Source organism: Demequina aurantiaca (assembly GCF_050598105.1).
Classification (GTDB): Bacteria; Actinomycetota; Actinomycetes; order Actinomycetales; family Demequinaceae; genus Demequina; species Demequina aurantiaca_A.
Window position 1 is genome coordinate 1,961,946 of sequence record NZ_CP192436.1, and the last position, 21,679, is coordinate 1,983,624.

The 21,679-nt window shown below is 59.5% G+C and carries 14 protein-coding genes; 5 read left to right on the plus strand and 9 right to left on the minus strand.

Features of this window, described 5'->3' with window-relative positions; all coding sequences use genetic code 11:
• Positions 1-859: 859 nt before the first annotated feature.
• Complete coding sequence (locus tag ACQU6B_RS08895; RefSeq protein ID WP_430867196.1) at positions 860-1,492, minus strand: hypothetical protein; 633 nt, start codon at positions 1,490-1,492, stop codon at positions 860-862.
• A 447-nt stretch (positions 1,493-1,939) separates the two neighbouring features.
• Here ACQU6B_RS08895 and ACQU6B_RS08900 point away from each other — a divergent pair, with 447 nt between their 5' ends.
• Complete coding sequence (locus tag ACQU6B_RS08900) at positions 1,940-2,113, plus strand: hypothetical protein (RefSeq protein WP_430867197.1); 174 nt, start codon at positions 1,940-1,942, stop codon at positions 2,111-2,113.
• A 36-nt stretch (positions 2,114-2,149) separates the two neighbouring features.
• Here ACQU6B_RS08900 and ACQU6B_RS08905 read toward each other — a convergent pair whose 3' ends face one another.
• The 3 genes from ACQU6B_RS08905 to ACQU6B_RS08915 all read right to left on the minus strand — a co-directional run bounded on the left by ACQU6B_RS08905 (position 2,150) and on the right by ACQU6B_RS08915 (position 8,725).
• Positions 2,150-3,451 carry an MFS transporter gene (locus ACQU6B_RS08905; RefSeq protein ID WP_430867198.1) on the minus strand — a complete coding sequence of 434 codons (1,302 nt, stop codon included), beginning with the start codon at positions 3,449-3,451 and terminating at the stop codon, positions 2,150-2,152.
• A gap of 622 nt (positions 3,452-4,073) precedes the next feature.
• The gene (locus ACQU6B_RS08910) at positions 4,074-6,836 is read right to left on the minus strand and encodes a DEAD/DEAH box helicase family protein (protein ID WP_430867199.1); all 2,763 of its coding nucleotides are present in this window, start codon (positions 6,834-6,836) and stop codon (positions 4,074-4,076) included.
• Entirely contained in the window at positions 6,836-8,725 is a 1,890-nt protein-coding gene (locus ACQU6B_RS08915; protein ID WP_430867200.1) for a site-specific DNA-methyltransferase, read from the minus strand. Before ACQU6B_RS08915 ends, ACQU6B_RS08910 begins: the two co-directional genes overlap by 1 nt.
• A gap of 175 nt (positions 8,726-8,900) precedes the next feature.
• Between ACQU6B_RS08915 and ACQU6B_RS08920 the strand changes: the two genes are divergently transcribed.
• Both ACQU6B_RS08920 and ACQU6B_RS08925 read left to right on the plus strand, forming a co-directional pair.
• On the plus strand, positions 8,901-11,573 hold the full coding sequence (locus tag ACQU6B_RS08920) for an ATP-dependent helicase (RefSeq protein ID WP_430867201.1): 2,673 nt from the start codon (positions 8,901-8,903) through the stop codon (positions 11,571-11,573).
• An 89-nt stretch (positions 11,574-11,662) separates the two neighbouring features.
• The gene (locus tag ACQU6B_RS08925; RefSeq protein ID WP_430867202.1) at positions 11,663-12,547 is read left to right on the plus strand and encodes a DNA adenine methylase; all 885 of its coding nucleotides are present in this window, start codon (positions 11,663-11,665) and stop codon (positions 12,545-12,547) included.
• A gap of 3 nt (positions 12,548-12,550) precedes the next feature.
• On the opposite strand, the gene ACQU6B_RS08930 is transcribed toward ACQU6B_RS08925, so the two are convergent.
• From ACQU6B_RS08930 to ACQU6B_RS08940, 3 genes are all read right to left on the minus strand, one after another.
• Positions 12,551-13,849, minus strand: a complete 1,299-nt coding sequence (locus ACQU6B_RS08930) for a hypothetical protein (protein ID WP_430867203.1) — start codon at positions 13,847-13,849, stop codon at positions 12,551-12,553.
• Positions 13,850-13,974: 125 nt separating this feature from the next.
• A complete protein-coding gene (locus ACQU6B_RS08935; protein ID WP_430867204.1) occupies positions 13,975-15,975 on the minus strand; it encodes an ATP-binding protein in 2,001 nt (666 codons plus the stop codon).
• A gap of 86 nt (positions 15,976-16,061) precedes the next feature.
• Complete coding sequence (locus ACQU6B_RS08940; protein WP_430867205.1) at positions 16,062-16,196, minus strand: hypothetical protein; 135 nt, start codon at positions 16,194-16,196, stop codon at positions 16,062-16,064.
• 332 nt (positions 16,197-16,528) lie between these two features.
• Here ACQU6B_RS08940 and ACQU6B_RS08945 point away from each other — a divergent pair, with 332 nt between their 5' ends.
• Together ACQU6B_RS08945 and ACQU6B_RS08950 are read left to right on the plus strand one after the other, a co-directional pair.
• Positions 16,529-17,941, plus strand: a complete 1,413-nt coding sequence (locus ACQU6B_RS08945; RefSeq protein WP_430867206.1) for a DUF262 domain-containing protein — start codon at positions 16,529-16,531, stop codon at positions 17,939-17,941.
• On the plus strand, positions 17,938-20,001 hold the full coding sequence (locus ACQU6B_RS08950) for a GmrSD restriction endonuclease domain-containing protein (protein ID WP_430867207.1): 2,064 nt from the start codon (positions 17,938-17,940) through the stop codon (positions 19,999-20,001). The genes ACQU6B_RS08945 and ACQU6B_RS08950 overlap by 4 nt, the downstream gene beginning before the upstream one ends.
• Before the next feature lie 136 nt (positions 20,002-20,137).
• On the opposite strand, the gene ACQU6B_RS08955 is transcribed toward ACQU6B_RS08950, so the two are convergent.
• A complete protein-coding gene (locus tag ACQU6B_RS08955; RefSeq protein ID WP_430867208.1) occupies positions 20,138-21,100 on the minus strand; it encodes an SHOCT domain-containing protein in 963 nt (320 codons plus the stop codon).
• 153 nt (positions 21,101-21,253) lie between these two features.
• The gene (locus ACQU6B_RS08960) at positions 21,254-21,637 is read right to left on the minus strand and encodes an HNH endonuclease (protein WP_430869231.1); all 384 of its coding nucleotides are present in this window, start codon (positions 21,635-21,637) and stop codon (positions 21,254-21,256) included.
• Between the last annotated feature and the right edge of the window lie 42 nt (positions 21,638-21,679).

The following is a 21,679-nucleotide window of genomic DNA, read 5'->3' on the forward strand; positions in this document are numbered from 1 at the left end:
GGGAGGCCTCCCCCACCGATCCGCAAGGTGCGCCTCGGACTTGGCTAGTTCCCCACGGTGGGGCCGCTCGAGGTTCAGTAGCGGAGCGCACGCCTTCGAAAGCCATCACCGACTTGCGGCCGATGCCGTGGCTAGGGCAGCTGGGCTGACCCCGTGGTTTAGGCCCACATAACCATCGGCTCTTGAGTCAAACGCCGCCAAAAACTAGTGGCTCGCACCCTCCCGCGCGAGACCCTTCGCCACTTCCTCGCACGTAGGGCATGGGTCGGAGCGGGACGCGCGCCACCAGGGCGAAATCGGTTCCGTCGAGCACAGTGACGCTAAATGCGCACCCGCATAACCGAAGGCGTCAAATTCGAGAAGGTCTACCTCGGCAAACGGGACCAAATGATCGACCGTCGAAACGATGGAATCCGCTGCCCACGTGTACCCGGCGGGGACAAGCAAGCTTTCGGATCCGAGGTACGGGGTATGTGGACATTGACTCGGACCGGAGTATGCCTTGTCAGATGTCTCGAGCAACCAACGAAACCCTTCTGCGCGCATCCGCACTTCGCGGACGGGCCCGAAGTGCATGACTCTCCATGCTCCGTACTCGTCGACAATCTCGCCGTAACCAGGGATGAAAAGGGCAAGCCACCCAGCGCGACATCCGCACGGTGCGTGCATCACCCACAACATGCCACCACCCGAGTCCGAGTCGCTATCGATCGTTGGCACAAACGGTGTTGTCTTGATCATGGCCTGTCTCCCTTGTCTATCCTTATCGAATGTCTAAATACTCCCGAGCCGCTTGGAACCTTCCCTACCAAGAGTCGACTGTGTAATACACGCTGGAGCTTCCCTATTCTTGGAATCACTATTCGCGCCTAGTCACTGACTGACCACCCGGGCATTGCGACGCCAGGTGGTAGTCCCCGCCTGTCTCTTCCCCAAAGAGCAACAGCCGCTCGAGATTGCGGAGACGGATCAGTTCATGGCCGACGCGGTCAGGGAATACTGGAGCGGCAAGCGCGAGTAGTTCTCTAGCTTCCGAGATTCGGCGTTGCGCTTCGTCCTCCTTGCCCGACTTGGCAAATCCATGCGCGACGCCGGAGAGTAAACCGGCGAGCGTTTCTCGAGACTCAGCAAGGAGATCGGAACGCTCGACCACAATGGCCCGCTGCCTCTCGACCGCCTCACCCTCCGCTTCGGCGGCGCGTTCCCCGCGACCAGCTTGTTCGTAGGCGGCGGAGAGGTTTGACAGCAAAAGAATGATGTCCTGCCGATCCCCCGGCTTCGCTTCGTCCAGATCGCAGACTGCCCGCAACACGGCTACGGCTTCCTCCGCGCTGCGCAGGCTGTCCCCCGGGTAGCCAAAAGAGTGCTGCGCAAACCCGAGCGTACTTAACGCCCAAGCCAAATCGGACGAGTACGCACGTGGGTCACTTTCCGCGTCTCGCTCGAGCACTCGCACCACAGACTTCTGTCGTTCCAACTCGTCCAAATCCATAACGGCCACGCTAGCGCCGAGGTCCGACATCAGCATCGGGCCGTCGTTACTTCAATCCGCAGGCATTCGGAGTATCGGGATATCTCCGCCGAATCCCGAGCTATCGGTCTCTGTATCCTCCTAGTCACCCATGAAGCGGTGCTCAAGTTGCACCTCAATCGCATGCTTCAATCTGACGGTGGGAGGTAACGGAACCAGAACAGTCTTGCCCTGTGGACACCGTGTCGCGATCAACTCGGCCAGCCGCGGCTCGCCTCGGCCGAACCCAGAAAGCGATCCGCGGGCGAATTCGTCACTGGGCGAACCCGCGGCGGAATCGTAGATTGCCGCAGGCAGATCTACGTGGTTTTCATGCCGCGACCGGCTGGGACGCGGAGGCTCGCTCGGCACGGTTGGATTCCACAGCCGTCGCGGCGATCGCTTCTGCATTCAATCATCTCCAACTGAGTGCGCGACGATGTCTCCATAACCACCACCGCGACTCTGTTGGGCACCGGGATCGTGCGCGTCGAAACAGCGCGCATCCTGCTGCGAGCTGGGGTCGACGTCATCGCCCCCATGGCCATTAATGGCACGGTGGTGCGAGAGATCATGGGCGCGGCTGGCACGGCCGCCGACTGACGCGGTCCGCCACAGATCCGTACGACTTGCCACGACTCAGGCGCGCTCGGCCTCCGGCAGACTCCTGCCCACCACTGCCCCGGCCACGCCCAATACCGCGAGCAGCAGCAGCGCCCACTGGTCGCCCAACACCGCCAGGGCGGCAGTGATCGCGCCGACGGCGAGCAGCAGCACCCCCATCAGCGTGTTGGACACGGCCACGTACTGAGTGCGCTGGTCCCCTTCGGCGATGTCCACCACGTAGGTCTTGCGGGACAACCGTGCGCCCACGTGGGCCAGGGCCAGCAGCAGGTAGGTGGCGGGCGCGAGCCAGAACGCCTTGCCGACGCCTGCAACCATGAGCAGCCCGAGGAACGCGACGATGACTGCCGAGGAGGCGAGGGAGGCGCCGATCATCAGCCGCCGGGAGGACCTGTCCGCAATCCGGCCGAACAGTCGCCCGCCCACCAATCCCGCGATGCCCTGAGCCATCACGAACAGGCCCAGCGAGGACAGCCCGGAGGCACCCTGCTGGATGCCAAGTCCCACCACGAACGGAGGGCTGAGGGCCGCGACCAGCAACAGGCCACGAGCGATGACGAACCGCTGGAACACGGCATCGTCCCGCCACAGGTCTCGCGCCTGCGAGACCCACCCGGGCTGGTCCTCAACGGGTATCTCGACCTCACCGGCGGGTTCACGAATACTCGAGTAGATGACTGCCGCCACCACCCAGGCGAGTGCGGCGACGCCGAGCAGCGCGGCCAGCACCCCGGCCCCCAGGTTGTCGCCGCCCCATAATCGCAGCGCCAGGCCCAGGGTCAGAGCCACAGCGGCCGATGCCACGGTAGTCACTCCCTTGATCTGGCCTCGCTGCCCCTTGGGCACCGTGCGGCCCAGCACGTCCTTGCTCGCGATCGAGCTGAGCGACCGGGCAAGCGCGAAGACCGCCAGGAACGCCAGCACGCCCACACCCGCGATCCATCCCGATGCCGTGGCAGCCACGACCGCCAGGCCGGCGGCTGCGATCGCCTGACCGACCGCACCCAACACCCACACCTGCTTGCGCTCGCGCCGAGCCTGCACCCGTGGCGCCCAGGCAGCCTGCGGCAGCATCGATCCCGACTCGCGGATGGGCACCAGGAAGGCGACGAACGCCCCGGGGACCCCGAGCGCGCTCAGGAGCCACGGCAGCACCGTCTTGGCGTTGACCAACTGGTCGCCGATGGACTGCAGCGCCTGGGCGCCCATCTGCCGGAGCGCGTTGCCGGGCACGAGCGGGCGAGCTTCCTCGCTCAGACTGCTGAGCTCGGGCTCGCCGCTGTGTATGAGTCGTTGGTAGATCCACTGGGAGGCCACTGATCCATTATGGGCATGTTGGCCAGATGCGTCGATCCGGTTGACGGAGGGGGGTCTGACGGGGCGCCCGGACGACTTGGGTGGGCCAGTATCAACTCTTGAGGTTCATCAAAGGCGGGCCACTCGACTGGGGAATCCATGCGCGAATGCGCACTTGAAAGTCGACAAGGCGCTCGCTTTCCCCTGATTCTATGTCGAGCCATCCGGCAAGGGCTCGGAACTGCTCGCCCCGGTCGCGGCGGCTCGCATCGGGAATGCCGGCAAGGACAGGACAGTGGCTTGCTTCACGAGCGAACAACTGCAGCTCCGGTGCGCGCATCGCCCAGATCGTGTCGCTCCGCCTCGAGCAGTTGCTTCAGGCGATCACACGTGCGCATTGGCGATCCTCGGAGTTCGTGAAAACCGACAACAACTAGCGGGTGCACACACCATAGTCGCGGTTTTGGCATGAAGTGCTTGGCCGTGTCCGAACGGGACCGCAGGAACATCTACTACAACAACCGTCGACATCACAAAGCCAGCGGACACCGGCCCAACGGCCCAAGTCCCGCGTCACCAATGTCATGGGCCAAACTACCTATCCTGAGGTGCGGTAGTCAGAGTCGACTATGTTTGTCGGGCCTCAGGTTTCGCCGTGCCAGGCGAAGTCGGGCGAGATTTCGATAAGCACAGCAGGATCGTACCCCCAAAAGTAGTCAACCTTGAGTTGCTCGAAGTGCGCGGTGCCGAACTTGATCTTCCAGCCTTCCGACTCCCACTGAAGTTCCTCGAGCCTGTCGGTCCCTTTGGTCTCTCGGACGAAGTGGAGGTACTGACCTTCGGGGTGCTCACGCACGAACGCCCAGTCAGGGTTATAGCCGTGCAGAGGAGTGTCGATCTTGAACCAGTGCGGCAACTTCATAAAGAGCGGCACGTCGTCCCGGTCCTCAAGGAACTGTGCAAACGTCTTCTCGATGCCCGAGTCGCACACGATCTTGTCAGTGATGCTCTTTGAGACTTCGACGACCATCGAGGCAGGCGCGATCGTCTCGGCTTGATGCCATTCCTTGAATAGTTCGGCCCGCCACGAGTCGCCAGTTGGCTTGTAAAGGATTCCTTCTGCTTCTTGAGCGTAGAGCGCCTCCTTCATCGCACTTTCGACTTGGTCCATGAACACTGAAGGATTGAGCTTCACCTCGTCGAGGTTGTCGATCTCGGAGAGGATACGAACGATGGTCGCTCTAGTGAGCGTCACTCGGCGGGTGAGCTCCCCGACCAAGTCGGGAAGCTTTCGGGCTCCGTCAACTTCGACCGTTCCTCGGTCTTGGTAGTCTCCAGACGTGATGCCCTCGGCGTTGATAGAAGTGATGTGCTTGGTCACGCGGAACTTGATGGGTTCGATCGCAGGCATGACGTTTATCCGACGCACCGCATCAGCAACCACATCGTCGGTCGAGAACGCCAACTCATAGGTCGTCTTCTGGGAGATCTTGTCCCATAGTTCGATGAACTGCGGGTCAAGCAGCACCTTCTCTTTGAGTTGAAGCTTGATCTTGTCCTGCTTGAGGTCGACAATCCGGCCACTGAACTTAACGCCGGTCTCCTTCTCGATCTCCTCCTGGAGGTCGCAAGCGAACTTGGCGAAGTCTTCGTGCGCGATGACAGTCAACACATTGATATCGTCGTTGCGGCAACGCTCGCCGTCAACCATGACCGGCAGGCGCAAGCCTCGCCCGACCTGTTGCCGCTTGCGCATCTCTGAGCGACCGTGCTGGAGGTTACATATGGTGAACACGTTGGGGTTGTCCCAGCCCTCTGCGAGAGCCGCGTAACTGAAGATAAACCGCAGCGGCTCCTCGAAGCTGAGCAACTTCTCCTTACTCCTCATAATCCTCTCCAGCGCTGACCCCACTTTCGCGCCTTCGAGCCCACGACTCGACACGTCCTCCGGCACACCCTTGCTAGAGACGGCAAAGTAACCGTCGTGGACCACCTCGATGTCAGGCATGTCGAGTGAACGAAAGCGCGCGTCGGAACGCACGATCTCATACTCCTGCTCGAACCACTGGCGGAGCTTGCCGTCGGCAGGGTGGTAGTTCGACACTGAGTCGATGAAGAACAACGTGAGCGGCTTTATAGCTGCCGAGATGAGACCGCGTCGCAACTGGAGCTTGAGCTGGAGCTCCTTTTCGAAGTGGCTCTCGATGGCTTGACGAAGCATGAGCCTTTGGTGTTGTTCCTCCTCCGAGGTGGTACCGACGCCTTCGTGAACGAGGGTGCCGTTGCCGAACTCGACGTACCCACGCTCACCGTCCTGGCCGGCGTGGATATCCTCAACGGACCAGCCTTGATAGGCGCCACGCTGGCCGCTCTCGACAAACAGATCCATGTCCTTGCACAATGTAATCCGCGTAAGTTTCGTCTTTCCTGCATTGGTCTTGAAGATCTTCGCAGTGGCAGTCACACCGCCCGGGGTCGCGGTGATCTTCGAGACCTCAACGTACGTACCGTTGAGGTCCTCGTCTTTAGTGACGGACAGGACGCCGATGCGCTTCACTAACCGCAGGTCGTAAGCGTCCACCGGTGTGAGCCGGTAGACGAGGTGTTTCAAGTCCCTGTGGGTCGCCGAGTACCTCAACTTGGCGAGCGGAGCCAGCGATGCGATCGCCATCTTGCTCGCATCTGTCTCCATGTTCTGGGGCTCATCCATTACGACAACCGGGCGAGCTGCGCTGATTAACTCTTGCGGCGCATAGCCCCCGTTGAACTCGGGGTCCTTGCGCCGGAAGATGTTGTCCTCGTTCTTGAAGGCTTCAAGGTTGATCACCATGATCTTGAGGCTGGAATCCCGGACGAAGTCACTGGCCATCTTCCGCTTAGCCGAGTCCCACACCATGAACTCGTACTGCGAGTCCGGGTAGAGCTCTTTGAAGTGGGGTTTGAGAAGCGCGAGGCTCGACTTAACGCCCTCGCGGATGGCCACGCCTGGCACGACGATCACGAACTTCGAGAAGCCGTAACGCTCGTGCATCTCCAGGCAGGTTCGGATGTAGACGTAGGTCTTGCCGGTGCCGGTCTCCATCTCGACGCTGAGGTCGGGCACGGTTTCGCCATTGAGCCAGTTCTGGCGAAGGTCTTCAGGAATGGTAGGAACCTCGCCACCGTCTTCAGCAGGCATCGGCTTGTCCTGCGCCGCTCGGAGATTCCGACGCAACTGCTCTGACGACAGCTCCAATTGGTTCCCGATGACCACTCGATCCAGCGCATCGAGTGTCCCGTCGTCGAGGACCAGGTCGGCCACTTCTGAGCGACCTTGCTCCTCATTGCCGTTGAAGACTTCAAGGACAGCATCGATCGCGTCCAACTGGTATTGCTGGCCGCCGTCGAACTTTATCTCGACCGGCATCAGACCGTCTTCACCTTGATGCCCCGCGACTTAGCATTCGCCACGAGATTCGCCTTCAGTGCGTCCTGTCCCGCCAGGTCATCCTCAAGGAAGACCACAACGCGCGGCTTCGGGTCAAGTCCGAAAACCTTTTCGGCCGTCGCGAAGTCCAGCCCCTCGCCGACAACGACTGCAACGCCACCAGAGACTTCCGTATACACCTCGCCCAACTCGTGTCCTACCCAAGGCGCGTCGAGTGGGACGCCTTCCTTGAGAAGGAGTTCGGCGACTACCCCGGGCAAGTCATCTAAGCCGTCACGAAGGGTCGACGAGTGCAGCATGATTTCGCCGTCGTCTGGGACGGCGTCCTTGAATGCACTCCCGTCGAGGCGATAGACGCGGAGGCCTTGTTGTTTCGCCCCAGGCACCACTTCGAGTACGGTCTTTAGGCGGTCAAGGGTGATTTCGGAGACAGTTTTGTAACCTAACCTCCGCGCATCCGAAGTTTCGGCGGTTGGTTCCTGGATATTGACCGAAATTACGCGCCTAGTCCCGCCGTCTTCCGCATTCATCAGCGCCACGGCGTGCGCCGTGCTTCCAGATCCGGCGAAGAAGTCAAGGATCAGGTCGTCATCGGACACGGTGTGTTCTAAGATCTGGCGAATGAGGCCGGTGGGCTTAGGAGTATCAAATACGCGCTTGCCCATCAATTTTCTGAGTTCGAGAGTGCCCGCCTCATTGGCAAAATCTGGCCCGTCCCACACCGTCTTCGGGATTACGCGCCTTTCGACACCATCTCGTTCAAGAGCGTCGATCTGGAAAACGTCCCAACGCCGGGCAGGCCCTACCTGCCGCGCCATTAACTCATTGATACGCGACCGAGCAGTTTCGAGCCCCCAGCGCCACCGCCCATCCTTCCCGTCCGACAGGCGTGGCACGACTTCGATCATAAAACTCCCGCCCTGTTCGAGTGCCACGCCTCCCGAAGCGGGATCGACGTAGAACGGGTAGTACATTGACGGACGGTCTTCGCGATGTGCGCTGTTTCCGCGCTTGCGAAGTCCCTGAAGCCTGAACCTCTTCCCCTCGCCGTCAGTCTCTGGGTAGTCGTCGCGATAGGCATCCGGAAGCGGCACGCCGCGCGGAAAAAAGGACGAGCGCTGATAGGCCAAGAGATAGTTGTGTGCCGTGGCGAAGTACTTATCATCGCTTCGGCCCTTCAAGTTGCTCACCACCGTTATACAACCGAGCGCGTTCTCGGGACCGAAGACTTCATCAAGCACAGCTTTTAGGTTGCTGAACTCGTTATCGTCTATTGATACAAACAGAACGCCATCGTGCGTGAGCAGATTGCGCGCAAGGACGAGGCGCGGGTACATCATCGACAGCCAGCGACTGTGCGTGCGCCCGGCCCTGTCCGAGGTCGCAGTAGTCCTGTTCCCCGACTCGTCCAGTTGCCCCGTGAAACTCAGGTAGCCCCGCAAACCGTCCGCAAAGTCATCGCTGTAGACGAAGTCGTTCCCAGTGTTATAGGGCGGGTCAATATAGATCAGTTTGACCTCGTCGTTGTACGCCTTCTGGAGGAGCTTAAGGACCTCAAGGTTGTCCCCTTCGATAAAAACGTTCTGAGCGTGATCGAAGTCGACCGACTCCCTCAAGTCAGGAACCAGTGAGCCTCGGCCCGGCGCTAGCAAGGATCGAATGGCGTCACTCTTGCCGGCCCATTGAAGCCCGTATCGCTCCCGCCCATCGGGGGCGTTCATCAATGGGATGTCAAGTAGTTCGGCCAGGTAAGCAGCATCGAGAACATGGTCTCGAATCGCACCTGGGAGAAGCGCCTCGATTACTGCCCTGCTCGCGGCCGCAAGGTCTGGCGTGTCGAGCTCCACTTTGTCAGGCTCGTCGTTCATTTATCCCCGCTCTCGCTTGTCGTTCATGAGAAGGCTATCGGTGATGAGCCGCCCGTCGCGGACCAACCCGGTAGTCTTTTCCAATAGCCTTAGAGTCATGACAGCACGTACTAGCGAAAGCATCCCGGTCCTCCAAGGCGAAGCGGCATCCGCGGTCGCACACCGGGGTGGACATGTGCAGATCATCGCCGCCGCAGGTTCGGGCAAGACCGAGGTCGTCTCCCAGCGGGTCGCATCCCTCCTAAAAGACGGCGAGCAGCCTGAGTCGATCGTGGCGTTCACTTTCACCGAGAAAGCCGCGGAGGAACTGAAGGAGCGCATCAGGGAGCGATCGGTTGCCCTCCTCGGCCCGTCGGCCACTGACAAACTAGGCCATCTCTACGTTGGCACCATTCACGGTTACTGCTTCAGGCTGCTCCAGACCTACGTACCAAGGTTCGAGACTTACACACCGCTCGATCCGAACCAGTTGACGAATCTGCTCTACCGCGAGTCCAACCGCCTCGGCCTGCGGCAGTTCGATCAGCGCAATCGGGTGTTCTCTGGCATCGAGTTGTTCCAACAGTCGATCGACGTAGTCGAGAACGAATACATGGCCCTCGAAGCCCTCACCAACGGTGATTTCAAGAATGCTCTGGTCAAGTACTACGAGATGTTGGACAACTACCGCTTCATGTCGTTTGGAACGCAGATCGTCGAGGCGGTTCGCGCGCTCGAAGACCCGACCGTGCACAGGGCGGTCACCGCCGACCTCAGGCACCTCATCGTTGACGAGTATCAGGACGTGAACCCTGCGCAGGAGCGCCTCATCGAGCTACTCGCCAAGCCCAAGGGCGAGGCAGATGTCGTGGTGGTGGGCGACGATGATCAAGCCATCTATCAGTGGCGCGGTTCCCATGTAGCGAACATCGTCGCCTTCTCCACGCGATATGCCAACGTATCGAAATTCGAGCTCCTGGCCAACCGGCGGTCCCGTCCGGACATCGTGGCGCTCGCCAACGGATTTGCGAAATCCATCCCAGGCCGCATCGACAAAGAGATGACCGCAGTCCGACCATCTGCTGGTCCGGCGGTCTCCATCGCCATCGGGCACTTGATGGAGCAGGACGAAGCCGACTCGATCGCATTGGACATCGAAGCTCTCCACAAGGACGGTGTCCGCTACCGCGACATCGCGATCCTCGTGCGTGGGAAGACCGCCTACACAAAGATCCTCGACGCGCTGGCGCTGTCCAACATCCCGGTGCAACCGGGGGGGCGCACCGGCCTGTTTGAGCAGCCAGAGGCCGAGGTCTTCGGGGCAACGTTCGCGTGGATATCGAACGTCGACTGGAGCGTCAGCAAGTGGAAGACCCGAGCCGCTGTGAATCTGAACGCCCTGCTCGACCGATACTCGGCTGTGTTCGGCCTCAACACCGCTGAACGGCAAGCGCTCAGCTCGCACCTGCAAACGTGGAAGTCTAGGCGTGACGACGAGAATTGGACTCCGAGCCTCGTCGGAGAGTTCTACAATTTGACCGACCTTCTGGGCATCCGCAACTGGGACCTCACCGATGAGATCCAGCGCAACCGGCTCGGCACCATCGCGCGCTTCACTGCAGTCATGGCTGACTACGAGTCAGTCACACGGCGCTCGCGTCGAGACGCCGACAACCCAGGAGAACAAGTCGGCGGCGCTGTCGGCGGCGAGTGGTTTTACAAGAACTTCTCGCTTGTACTGACCAACTATGCGACCGGCAGTTACGACGACTTCGATGGTGAGAGCGACATGCTCGGCGACGGCGTCGCACTCGGTACCATCCACGGAGCCAAGGGACTCGAGTGGCCCGTGGTGTTCCTGCCCTCATTGAAGGAGGGGCGCTTTCCATCCGACAAGTCAGGTTCGCTGAAGAACTGGCTGTTCCCACGCACGCTCTTCGACGCAGCCCGCTACGAGGGTTCGGACGCGGAGGAGCGACGCCTGTTCTACGTCGCGCTCACCAGGGCTCGAGACTGGGTAGGGCTGTCTTCGCACCAGCGAGTCAATACTCAGTCACGCCAGCCATCGCCATACATCCTCGAAGCACAGGCGATCGCCGTAGGCGCGGGCCTGCCAACCAACGCAGAGCCTCGCGGTGACGCTTCTGAGAGCATCGCTGTTTCTTACAGTGAGCTTGATGCCTACATGGAGTGCCCGCGGAGCTACTTACTTCGCAATGAACTCGGTTTCATGCCGCCGATACAGGCAGAGATTGGGTATGGCAACGCCGTCCACCACGTGCTGCGCGCGATCTCAGAACATGTGAAAGCAACAGGTGCCGTGCCAGACTCGGACACCGTTGATGCCCTCATGGACTCCGAATTCTTCCTGCCCTTCGCGAACAAGCCTGCGCATAAGGAGATGCGTGAAAAGGCTCGGAAACTGATCCAGACCTACGTCACCGACAATTCGGCCGAGTTGCAGAGAACTTGGGCCACGGAGCGCCCCTTCGAGCTGTACCTCGACGGCGTGGTGATCAGCGGACGCGCTGACGTCATCTTTGACGAACACGACGGAGCGGCCGACAACCTCTCAATCGTCGACTACAAGACGGCGCTCGGCGTAGAGCTCAAGCCGTTGCAGTTGCAGGTCTACGCCGACGCTGGGCGCCGCGAGGGCCTCACCGTTGGGGCTGCCTTCATCCAAGACCTGAGCGCCACCGTGCGGCACGAGGTCAGCATCACCGATGCTGACCTCGCTTCCGCCGAAACCCAAGTCACCGCGGCGGCTCAGGGCTTGAAGAACCGCGACTTCACTCCTAAGCCAGGGAAGCAGAAGTGCTCGTTCTGCGATGTGAGAACCGTCTGCGGCGCAGCATTGTCCAAGTGACAATGCTGTCAAGGGCGACCACCCGCTTTGACAGACCGGATCATTAGACTTGTGCCAACATCGTCCAATCTTGACTGAAGGGAGCAATCGTGGTTGACGTCACCGCTCGGCGTGGCTCACACGCCAGCCCGCTACGCTACCCAGGCGGCAAGGCGACTCTCGCTGGGTTCTTCGAGTCCACCATCAAGGCACTCGGTCTCGACAAACCGACCTACATCGAGCCATACGCCGGCGGTGCCGGTGCGGGACTCGAACTCCTCCTGAAGGACGTGGTCGGCATGGTTGTCATCAACGACCTTGATCCCGCGATCCACGCTTGCTGGAAGGCTATGGTCACGGATGCGGATGCGTTTCTGGTATTGCTGGCCAAAACTCCACTCAGCATCGACGAGTGGCGGACGCAGCGCGAGATATACCGTCGTCGGCATGAAAACGATCTCGACCCCCTCGCCCTCGGATTCGCAACTTTCTACCTCAATCGGACCAGCCGCTCGGGCGTACTTGGAGCCGGAGTAATCGGAGGATTCGCGCAGTCGGGCTCGTACAAGATCGACGCCAGATACAATAAGCACGCTCTCCGAGGCCGTATCGAAAAGCTCGCCGAACTGAGCGGAAAGATCCGGGTGACCAAACAGGACGGTGCGGCTCGCCTCCGCGAGTATCTCCCCAAAGACAATGTCTTCGCCTACGTCGACCCGCCGTACGTTGAGAAAGGCAGCTCGCTTTATATGAGCGCTTTCGAAGAGCAGGACCATATCGAGTTGGCGAAGGTCTTGAATGGTCGCTCGAATGGAAACTGGGTTCTGACTTACGACAACGCCGACCTCATCAGGAGCCTGTATAGAGCGCGGAACGTGTCCGAGTTTAGACTCCTATACTCCGCTCACCTGCGGGGAACGACAGGCGGGCTCAAGCGAGCATCGGCAAGCGAACTGATTGTGCTGTCGAATCCAGTTGCCGACGCACTGATGTAAGTTTCAGCGCGGCCCTGCGAAGGGTCCGGTCTGACGGATCTGGCTACGCGTCGGCAACCCCAGCGACTGCTGGACCAGTGCTCGGAGGACTGACTGGCCGACGCCCAAAGGTAGGGACGCGGCTGAGTGTGCCAGCGCTACAGGGATTACAGCGTTCTCGTACAGTCGCGTCTGTACATGGTCAAGTACTTCGCAGACGGGTCGGAGCGTCGGGTAGCTCGCCCAAAGCTCGCCATCCGGGTCTCCGTAGGGCGTGACGCCCGGTTTCGGCGGCACGGTGAAGACAAGGATGCCGCCACTCTTGGTGCGGTAGATGAATCGTCGACCGTAGAATTCGTCGGAGCCGTAAGTATTGTTGGCGGGGCGGCCCGTGATCCGGTTGATGTACTCGGTGGTCGGTAGCATGACGTGGCCGGGCTCGATCAGATGCGAGATAAGTTGAGCATGCTCGACGAAGGTGCCCGTTTTCTCGACACCAACAACGAGTGGGGCAGCTGGCCGGTTGTTGGAAGCGCACTGTGTGGCGAACTCAGCTAGGTAATCCTGGAAGCGCCGCTTTAGCGGGGCGACGGTGCCGAAAAGGCCCAAGGGGCCGTCGGTGATGAACATCGTCTTCCCAAGGACATCGAAATTGTGCGGGTCCTCGTACAGCAACTGCATGTACCCAAGCGATGTCAGTCTCTCAGCCACCAGCATCATGCGAGTAAGTGAGCTGCGGTTCGACCCCTCTGGCATGTACTCCTCTTCGGTGCGGAGCACGTCTCCAAGGTAGACCTTCTGGCCACACTCGGGGCAGTGGGTCCCGCCCTTGGGGATATCAATCTGCCCACCTGTGAGCTGCTCGTCCTTCGCTCCGCATGAAGGGCAGCGCCGAAGCGGTGCAGTTGTGGCCGGGGCATCTGGTGAACCGTGGAGCGTCAAGAGCATGTCAGCCAGCGTCTGTTCGGACGCTTGATCGAACTTCGTCTCATGGAGGAATTGATCCAACTCCTGTCGCCAAGTGTCGACGCCAGTCAAACCCGGAATGACTAGGCCCGAGCCTGGCAGCGCCCGGTCGAAAGCTGAATGCTGGTGCGACTCTCGAAGGAGATGCGGGTTAACAAAGTCACCCGCGCCGGCTTGGTGCAACTTCTCAAGATCGATGAAGGAAGCGGCTACGCGGACATAGCCGACCTTGATTGACGGGTGCTCTCGCGTTGCCTCGACCTCGGTGTCTGAGCCGTCGACGGTGATGGCAAAACGAACGGCTTCCGAGATTCCAGCGTTTTCGAGCTTCTCGACCGAACGGCACAGCGTAGTCACTCGACTCTCATCGGAAGGAGTTGCTTGCGCGACCTCCCAGCGAGAGAACGCTTCGTGGACTGCTTTGCTGCTGACGACCGGGACGTGGCCCAATCTTGAGGCTCGCTCAGATGGGTAAGGCAAGGCTATCCCGCCTCTATGGGCTGGAGGCCCGCAGCCACGCGTGCCACGTTAATCATGGCGTGATCGAACTTCGCGATCTGCACAGGAACGATGTACTTGCCCGAGTAAGTCTTCATGCGAACGAAACCTTGGTCCTCGACGCGGCGGATGCTCTCAGCCCAGGTCTTGAAGTCGTAGTAATGCGAGAGCTCGCGCGTCTCGTTGTCCGAGTTCAGGTGAGCCACGAGCCAGTTAGATGTATTTGAAAGGATGCGCTGGTCAACGCTGGAAACCTCCTGGGTGGCATACATCAAGCCGATCTTGTACTTTGCCGCTTCCTTCGACAGCCGGACCCATGGGTTGCCAGCGACTTCTTTCGCTCCACGCTCGAAGAGGTTATGCGCTTCCTCCACAACGATCTGGAACGGTATTGGGGTCTTGCCATCCGCGAAGTCATCTCGAGCGTGATTGAGAAGTGTGGTGACTACTCGCTCGGAGAGTGTCTTCACCACCGTGCCATTCCCCTGAGACAAGTCAATGATGACTAATCGACCCGCTATCATGTCATCCCAAACCAACTCTCCGATGTCCCCGATGGCAGTCGGGTCGTGAAATGGTTTGAGCCGCTTGATTGCGGCGTCGCCAGCACGCCCTTCCATTGCTTTGAGGATGTCGGCCAGCTCACCAGTGTTGAAGTCGTCGGTCCATGACTGGGACATGTTGGCACTGTTCGATCCGTTCTGCTGCTGAAGCCACTCAAGTAGCGCCTTGGCTGCAGAGGTGTGGCTCAAGTATGCGTACCTCCCATTTGTGGTCAGGTTCGCGATCGCGGGTCCTTTCGGGAGGTCTCCGATCAACGTTGTCCCAAGCGTGACCCTTGTCGAGTCCAGGGGACCGGAAATGCCGGCTCGCTCAAGAAGCGCGTAGAAGGCGAGGCGGTTGCGCTCGAAATGGTTCAGTGCGCTGAAGTCGCTCGGGTCCGGCTCTTCCATCGAAACGCCGCGGAAGCCCGCCATGTACTGAGCACCTGAGGACGAGGACTCGGCGACCTCCTGTTGAACCATTGCCCACACAGTCGACAGGGTGGCCGGATCAAGGAAGTTGATCCGAAGGGCTCGATCGATCGGCTTCGATGGGTCTGGGCGCTCCTTGTAAACTCGAACTTCATCCGGTGAGTCACCGAGCAATCGCAACCCCGTCTGATCCTGCGTGTTCTCGTTCGCGTACTCACCCTGCGGGTCGAAGATCAGTTGGCCGATCTTGGATTCGGCGCTCATACTGTGCTGGTAGACCGCCGTGACCAGTGTTTTGATGGTGTTCGACTTACCGGTGCGCGTCATACCGAAAACTGCGGTCTTGCGTGCCACGAAGTCGTCGATGTGAACATGAACTTCGGCGGAATCAACGCCTGCTGCGCGTGAGCGCCGTCGCGTTGAGGCGAAGCGGACGACTCCGATTGTGAGGATATCGTCGGTGGAAGGCTCTGGATACGACGCGATCCTCGAGAGGACTTCCTGCGACGGCAGGAAGACCTGATATCGCGCAGACGAGACGACGTTATCGATGTCGGAACCGAACTCCATTCGCGTCGAGGTGGGCTCGGTGTAGAAGGTCCCGAGGACCTCGCAGTCGAAGGCGGACTGCTGAAGCTCGTTGCGGGTCAACTCGTCGGTGACGTCATCGAAACCCTTGCCTGAGTCCCCCGCGTCACGCACAACTGCGAGCCGCGTCTGAACGAGATCGGTCTCGTTGGGGAGGGGAGCCGTGCCATCAACGCGTAAGAGGATAAGTTCCTCATCGTCGAGTGCAAAACCTTCTGTCGTCTGCGCACCGGCCGCAGCAAGCAGAAATGCACCGTGCGGCACGCCGCCGGCCTGGGACTTGCGCCAGTCGTCGGTTAGGACCACCGCACGCGCGTAGTCCAAGCGGAAGATACCACCGACGGCCTTGCAACCGGAGTTGACCAGGGCCGCAAGCGGCGTGGAGGCGCGTGAAGACTTCACGATTGTGTCACTGATGCTCATGGCTACAACCTTAGGGGTGGGGTCCGACACAATCGTGTAGCGGGACATCCGAACCTCCAAATTGGCTACCGCAGTAGTCGCGCGACCTACGCGCGCTGGCGTGCTTTAACGAATCGTTCGATGCGCCTCCACGGAGGCGGCGCCAGGATCCGCTCGAAGAGGTGAGGGTCAACGCCATAGTGGCCGTAGACGCCGCCGCTACGGAACTGGACTTCCAACACGCGAGTGGTCGGTCATACCTTGCGGCGAAGACCTCGACCGAGGTGTTTGGTGCATATTTCTGGTGAGGCTGCGAGGGCGGTTGGGACTGGCAGCTAGCGGTACGGATCCACATGCCATCGAGACGTCTATTCGCGTTGCGGACCCACCTGTGCTGCCGGGGACTGCCGGGGACTGCCGGGGACCGCCGGGGACTGCCGGGGACTGCCGGGGACTGCCATTCATGATCTGGCCGGCGCTAGTTTCGCGCTTGAACCAGTGACGACTAGGACACGGCGCCTATCGCACGGCTCACACTGCGCGCTAGGGTGACAAGAAGTTCAAGACTGGGGGAATGGGAATGAAGGTAGCACCGGCGCGCGAGCAGGAATCCATGGTGGTTCCGTTGAGGACTCTCCTGGGGATGGACCTACGGATACCGACGTACCAGCGCCCCTACAAGTGGACGGTGCGCAACGTCGCTCAACTGTTGGACGATGTGACGACGTTCACGCAACGCGACAGGTATCGCATTGGGACGATTATCCTGCATCGCAACACGAACGACGAGTTAGATGTGGTTGACGGCCAGCAGAGGTATTTGACTCTGTGCACCATCTTGCACACGTACCGCGCGAGCGTGATTTCCGAGCAGCACAATCATGACCGGACCTTGCCAAGCCCGGATCCCGAGATCCCCGCACATGACCGCGATGCGAGCGCTGCGAACCTTGGAATCAACTACGCATACATCAAGGACTGGCTGAGCCAACGCGAACGCCCTGACGAGTGGGTCGACAGCCTGCTCGACAAGTGCGAGGTCGTAGTAATTACGCTGAACCAGGTTGACGAAGCTTTCCAGATGTTCGATTCTCAGAACACTAGAGGCAAAGCACTGTTCCCGACAGACTTGCTAAAGGCCTTTCACATTCGCGAGATGGAGGCCGGTGGAGTCTCCGTTCCACGAAAGCTGGAAGTCATCCGCAAGTGGGAGGCAATCCCTCCTGACAGTCGAGACTCCCTCTTCAGCGACTACCTGTTCAAGGTCAAGCGTTGGAGCAATGGGCTTGAGATGCCCGACACCGGCTTCTCAACTGAGCACATCGATGCTTTCAAGGGAGTTCGAGAACCCATCAGAGGGGCCATCGCATCGAAGTGGGCCCTACCGCTGCTATACGCAAAGAACTTCACGGATGACTACGGCCAGGAGAATCACACCCTCATCCGGTACGGCGCTCTCCCCGAACTAGAGTTCCCCTTCCAGATTGACCAACCGATCATTAATGGCGAGCCCTTCTTCATGATGGCTTCTCACTATTACGCGCTAGCGTGCTCGGCCGGCTTGCTAGACACCGACGATACCGAAGCCTCTGTCGCGCTCGAAGGCCTCAAGCCGACCACAGCAATCATCGACAGATATCGTCGCAAGCGAACCCTGAACCTAGTGCGGAACCTGTACGAGGTGGGTCTGCTTTACTACATCGATAGATTCGGCGAAGACGACCTCAAGAATGCGGCACTCATGATCGCACGATGGGCTTTTGCGATACGTGTGCAACAGGAACGCGTCACTCGAACCATGGTTGACCGTTACGCCCGTGGTGTCCGCGCATATGGCCCTCTCGCGATGCGTGCCTTACCGCTAGAGATTCGCTTGGCGTCCTACCCACAAGACTTGCTCCGAATCCCGATCATCACGCCAGAGCGAATAAAGTATGAAAACCTTGCAGACGAGCTCTTTGAGCCAATTGCGGAAGTGAAGAAATGAAATCTACGGATGTAGAGATCCTTGCGGTCAACTCAGTGTTCGAGGACGTGCGATACGAGGTTCCGATCTACCAAAGGGCCTACGCCTGGGGAGAGGACGAAATCCTTACCCTCCTACGGGACGTCAAGGACAGGCACCTAGGTGCCACCCCCGACACAAATCTGCCATATTACCTCGGGACGCTCGTCACCTATGCCCGTCAAAACCCTGACACCGGTGAGACCACTCTTGAAGTAGTCGATGGCCAACAGCGGCTGACGACGCTTTTCGTAATTCTTGCGCTGACCGGACAAGTCGGCATGCAACTGAGTTATGAGGGGCGAGACGAATCAGCTCGCGATCTACAGAAAATCCTCAAATACGGGCGCGACATCGACAGTTCGAGCCTTGAGGACCCACGTGTTTCTGGTGCAGTGCAAATCATGCAACGCGCGTTGAGTGATGCTGGAAACGATGGTCTTCATTTTACCGCGGACGATGCGTCGTACCTTGGAAAACACGTGAGGCTGCTTCGCACCACGTTGCCGGGCAACACTGATCTAAATCACTATTTCGAGGTCATGAATAGCCGGGGCGAGCAACTCGAGAAGCATGAGATCGTGCGAGCACATCTCATTGGCTTGCTTACGCCATCCGCAACTACAACTAACTTGCGGCCCTGCTGTGAAGCCAACGAAGCGGGGACCTCTACCGCTATACCTGCGCAAACCGATGGGGTCTCAACCTTTGACCGAGTTTGGAGCGCGTGCGCGGACCTCTCTCGCCATGTGCAACTTGGTTTCACGACCGGCGAGCGAGAGGAGCTTTTCGGGTCGCGCTGGGACAAAACCCCGCCCTCAGCGTTCTCGGCCATTGATGAGTGCCTGACTCCAACTGGCAGTCGTGCTCCTGAGATTCGGAGCCTCTCTGCCCTCCTCAGCATAGTTGCCACACCACACCAATCAGGATTCGCACAGAACGAAGAAGATGCTGAGCGTTACGGCGCGATCATCGACTTCCCGAACTTTCTCTTGCACGCACTTGCGCTGTCGGTCTTGAATGACAATGGCTCATCGAAAGGCATGCCAAACGCACATTGGAGCGAGGACACACCGTTCCCTCTTGACGACAAGCAACTTGTCTCTTTCTTCAAGATGTATGTCCAGTGCCGATGCGCCGCTGAGCGATTCACGTCCAGCCTCCTGCGAGCTAGGTTCCTATTCGACGCATACGTGATCAAAACCGATCAAATACGTGAATCTGAAGACAACTCAAACTGGGTCCTACAGGTTGCGCGACGACTCCCCGGCAATGGGAACAAGTTGACAATGCGATCCACCTTCGGCTCAGGAGGCATCGCTAAAGTGGTTGATAGGTCCCCCCGTGACGGTGACGACGAGGAGACTGAAGGTCAGGATCCGACGTTACGCGAGCAAATCCGGGTAGTAATGGCGCAATCTATGTTCCAGGTTACCGACTCACGCCGCGCCTACAAAGTCTTCTTGCACCACATGTTGCGTTTTCTTACGGCGCAAGATGGCCCCGTCTCCGGCGCGGAGTATGGGGATTTTCTGGAGGAACTGGCTCGACAACGCTACCTCGCTACAAAGGCCTCCCCCCGCGGAATTGATCGCGGCCAATCGACCACCCACTTCGTTTTCAACTACCTGGACTACGTGCTCTGGAAAAAGCATGGATGGTTCGGCGAGACCGCGGGACCTCGCTACGTAAAGAGCTTTCGCTTCAAATACCGCAAGTCTGTCGAACACTTCTTCCCACAGAACGTGGGCGAAGGAACAGGTCTCTCAACACCTGAGAACGTGAACACTTTCGGCAACCTGTGTCTAATGACCAACTCAGAGAACTCAAAACGTTCAAATCTCGCGCCGAGCAACAAAATTGGCGAGTACAGATCCGCGGATGAGAGCCTCAAGTTTCAACTTATGGCGCAGCAGACTATTGAGCGAGCACGCTCACACGCGATGCCGCAGGAGCAGGGGCCGTGGAACGATCCCGAGATTTTAGAACATGAGTATCGGATGTTGCAGTTGCTGGACTCAGTGACCGCAGACCACGGGTAACCAAGCGGGGGACGAGGTTCTGTCACAAGACCGAAGCCAGACTGGCTGGTCTTGGTCGCAATCCTGGCTCCGTCACATGACGCACTGGGCCGCCCCCTTGGTTGGGACTGCCCCGGGGTTCCTGACTGACCTTGGCTTACAGCCCAAGAATCCTATTCTTAGCCCGCTGGAATTCGTCGTCCGATAGCAGTCGGTCGTACCTCAAATTCGACAGTTGCTTTAGTTTCTCCGCGGGCGGCTGTCCCGAGCTCCGGAGAATCTGGTCGACCATCTGCTGGATATCTGCGGCGGTCGCGTTCTTGGGCTGCAACTCGCCCGCGCGAATGCTCATTTGGTCCACGAACCGCCGGGCATCGTTGACGACGTCGGGGCTGATCGCGAAGCTCATCGTCCACGTGCCGCTCGTGAGCTGCACGTTGGCTTTGCGAAGGTCATGTGTCCGCTCGACGATGTGCTGATTCCCCTTCTTGTCATGCACCACCGACGAACTCACCTGGATGCCGCCGTCGATGTACACCTGACCGCGCGTGGTCGGCTCGTAGTCGTAGGCCTCCTGGCCGAAAACCACGAAGTCGCGGAAGAACTCGACGGATCCTCCGCCAAGTGCCGCGACGTAGCCGAACCTCGGAGAATTGAGCAGACTGCGATCAAACGACGTCTGAAGGATTGCCTGCTCCACCAGCGCACCCGGATCCTGCGGACTCAGGTTTCGCGCCGCACTTTCCACGTTCCGGTACGCGACGATCGCCGCAGCTCCGGTCGTTGCAGCCGCGAGCGCGGCCGTGGTCTGTTCCCAAGTCTTGGGTGGCGCAATGTCTGCTCGCTGTTGGGGCGCGACAGCGGTTACTCCGGTAGCGGGTTTCTTGCCACGCCCACGCAGCAGGTAAACCGATCCGGCGATCAATCCAAGGCCGACAAGAAATGTGCCGAAGGGGTTCGAAGAACCGCCCTCAGAAGTCTCAGTGCTCGGAGTTATGCTTCCGATAATTGTCAGCGCGCCGATGACGGCGAGGGCGATTCCCCAGCCGCGATAGGCATACTTTGCGGCAAACGGGCGCCGCGCATCTTCGATCGGCTTCGCGTCGTTAGTTGGAGTCACTCTGGAATCCTAGTGCGCTATCACTTGCAGCCTTCATCGTAATTCGGCACCTAATGGACATAACGACACGGAATTGGCGAGACACTCACCAAAAGGTAGGCAAAAAGCCTATGGTGCCACTCACTATTCACTGAGATCAGGGCGTCGGAAGACTTATAGACGCCCAGATGGGCGTTCCCTTGCGCCAACGTCTTCCGCAGTCATTACTGCGAACACCCGCACGTCGCTGCCCTCGGGGAAGTAAGAGTGTCGACGCTTCTCGAGTCCGCGGATGTACCACCAGGGCGGGATCATGTTGCCCTTGCGCAGGTTATGGCTCTTGCAGAGTGCTTGGGCATTACTCACCACTGTCGGGCCGCCTTTCGAATACGGAAAGACGTGGTCGGCTTCAGCGGCAGCGTTACCGCAGCGACCCCAAAACAGGATGAAAGCGCCCTCGCAACGGCCACCAGCACGATTCAGCACCTCGGCTCGCGGGGAGTATTTGAACACACGCCAAGGGTCGCGGCGCGACGATCTGGGCCCCCGCCCGGGCATCGTGACGTTGAAGACGATGCCGACCACAACCAGCGGCAACAG

Coding starts and splice junctions, on each gene's coding strand:
- ACQU6B_RS08945 (WP_430867206.1), top strand. CDS start 16,529: ATGGGAATGAAGGTAGCACCGGCGCGCGAGCAGGAATCCATGGTGGTT.
- ACQU6B_RS08910 (WP_430867199.1), bottom strand. CDS start 6,836: ATGCCGGTCGAGATAAAGTTCGACGGCGGCCAGCAATACCAGTTGGAC.
- ACQU6B_RS08935 (WP_430867204.1), bottom strand. CDS start 15,975: ATGAGCATCAGTGACACAATCGTGAAGTCTTCACGCGCCTCCACGCCG.
- ACQU6B_RS08895 (WP_430867196.1), bottom strand. CDS start 1,492: ATGGATTTGGACGAGTTGGAACGACAGAAGTCTGTGGTGCGAGTGCTC.
- ACQU6B_RS08915 (WP_430867200.1), bottom strand. CDS start 8,725: ATGAACGACGAGCCTGACAAAGTGGAGCTCGACACGCCAGACCTTGCG.
- ACQU6B_RS08950 (WP_430867207.1), top strand. CDS start 17,938: ATGAAATCTACGGATGTAGAGATCCTTGCGGTCAACTCAGTGTTCGAG.
- ACQU6B_RS08960 (WP_430869231.1), bottom strand. CDS start 21,637: ATGCCCGGGCGGGGGCCCAGATCGTCGCGCCGCGACCCTTGGCGTGTG.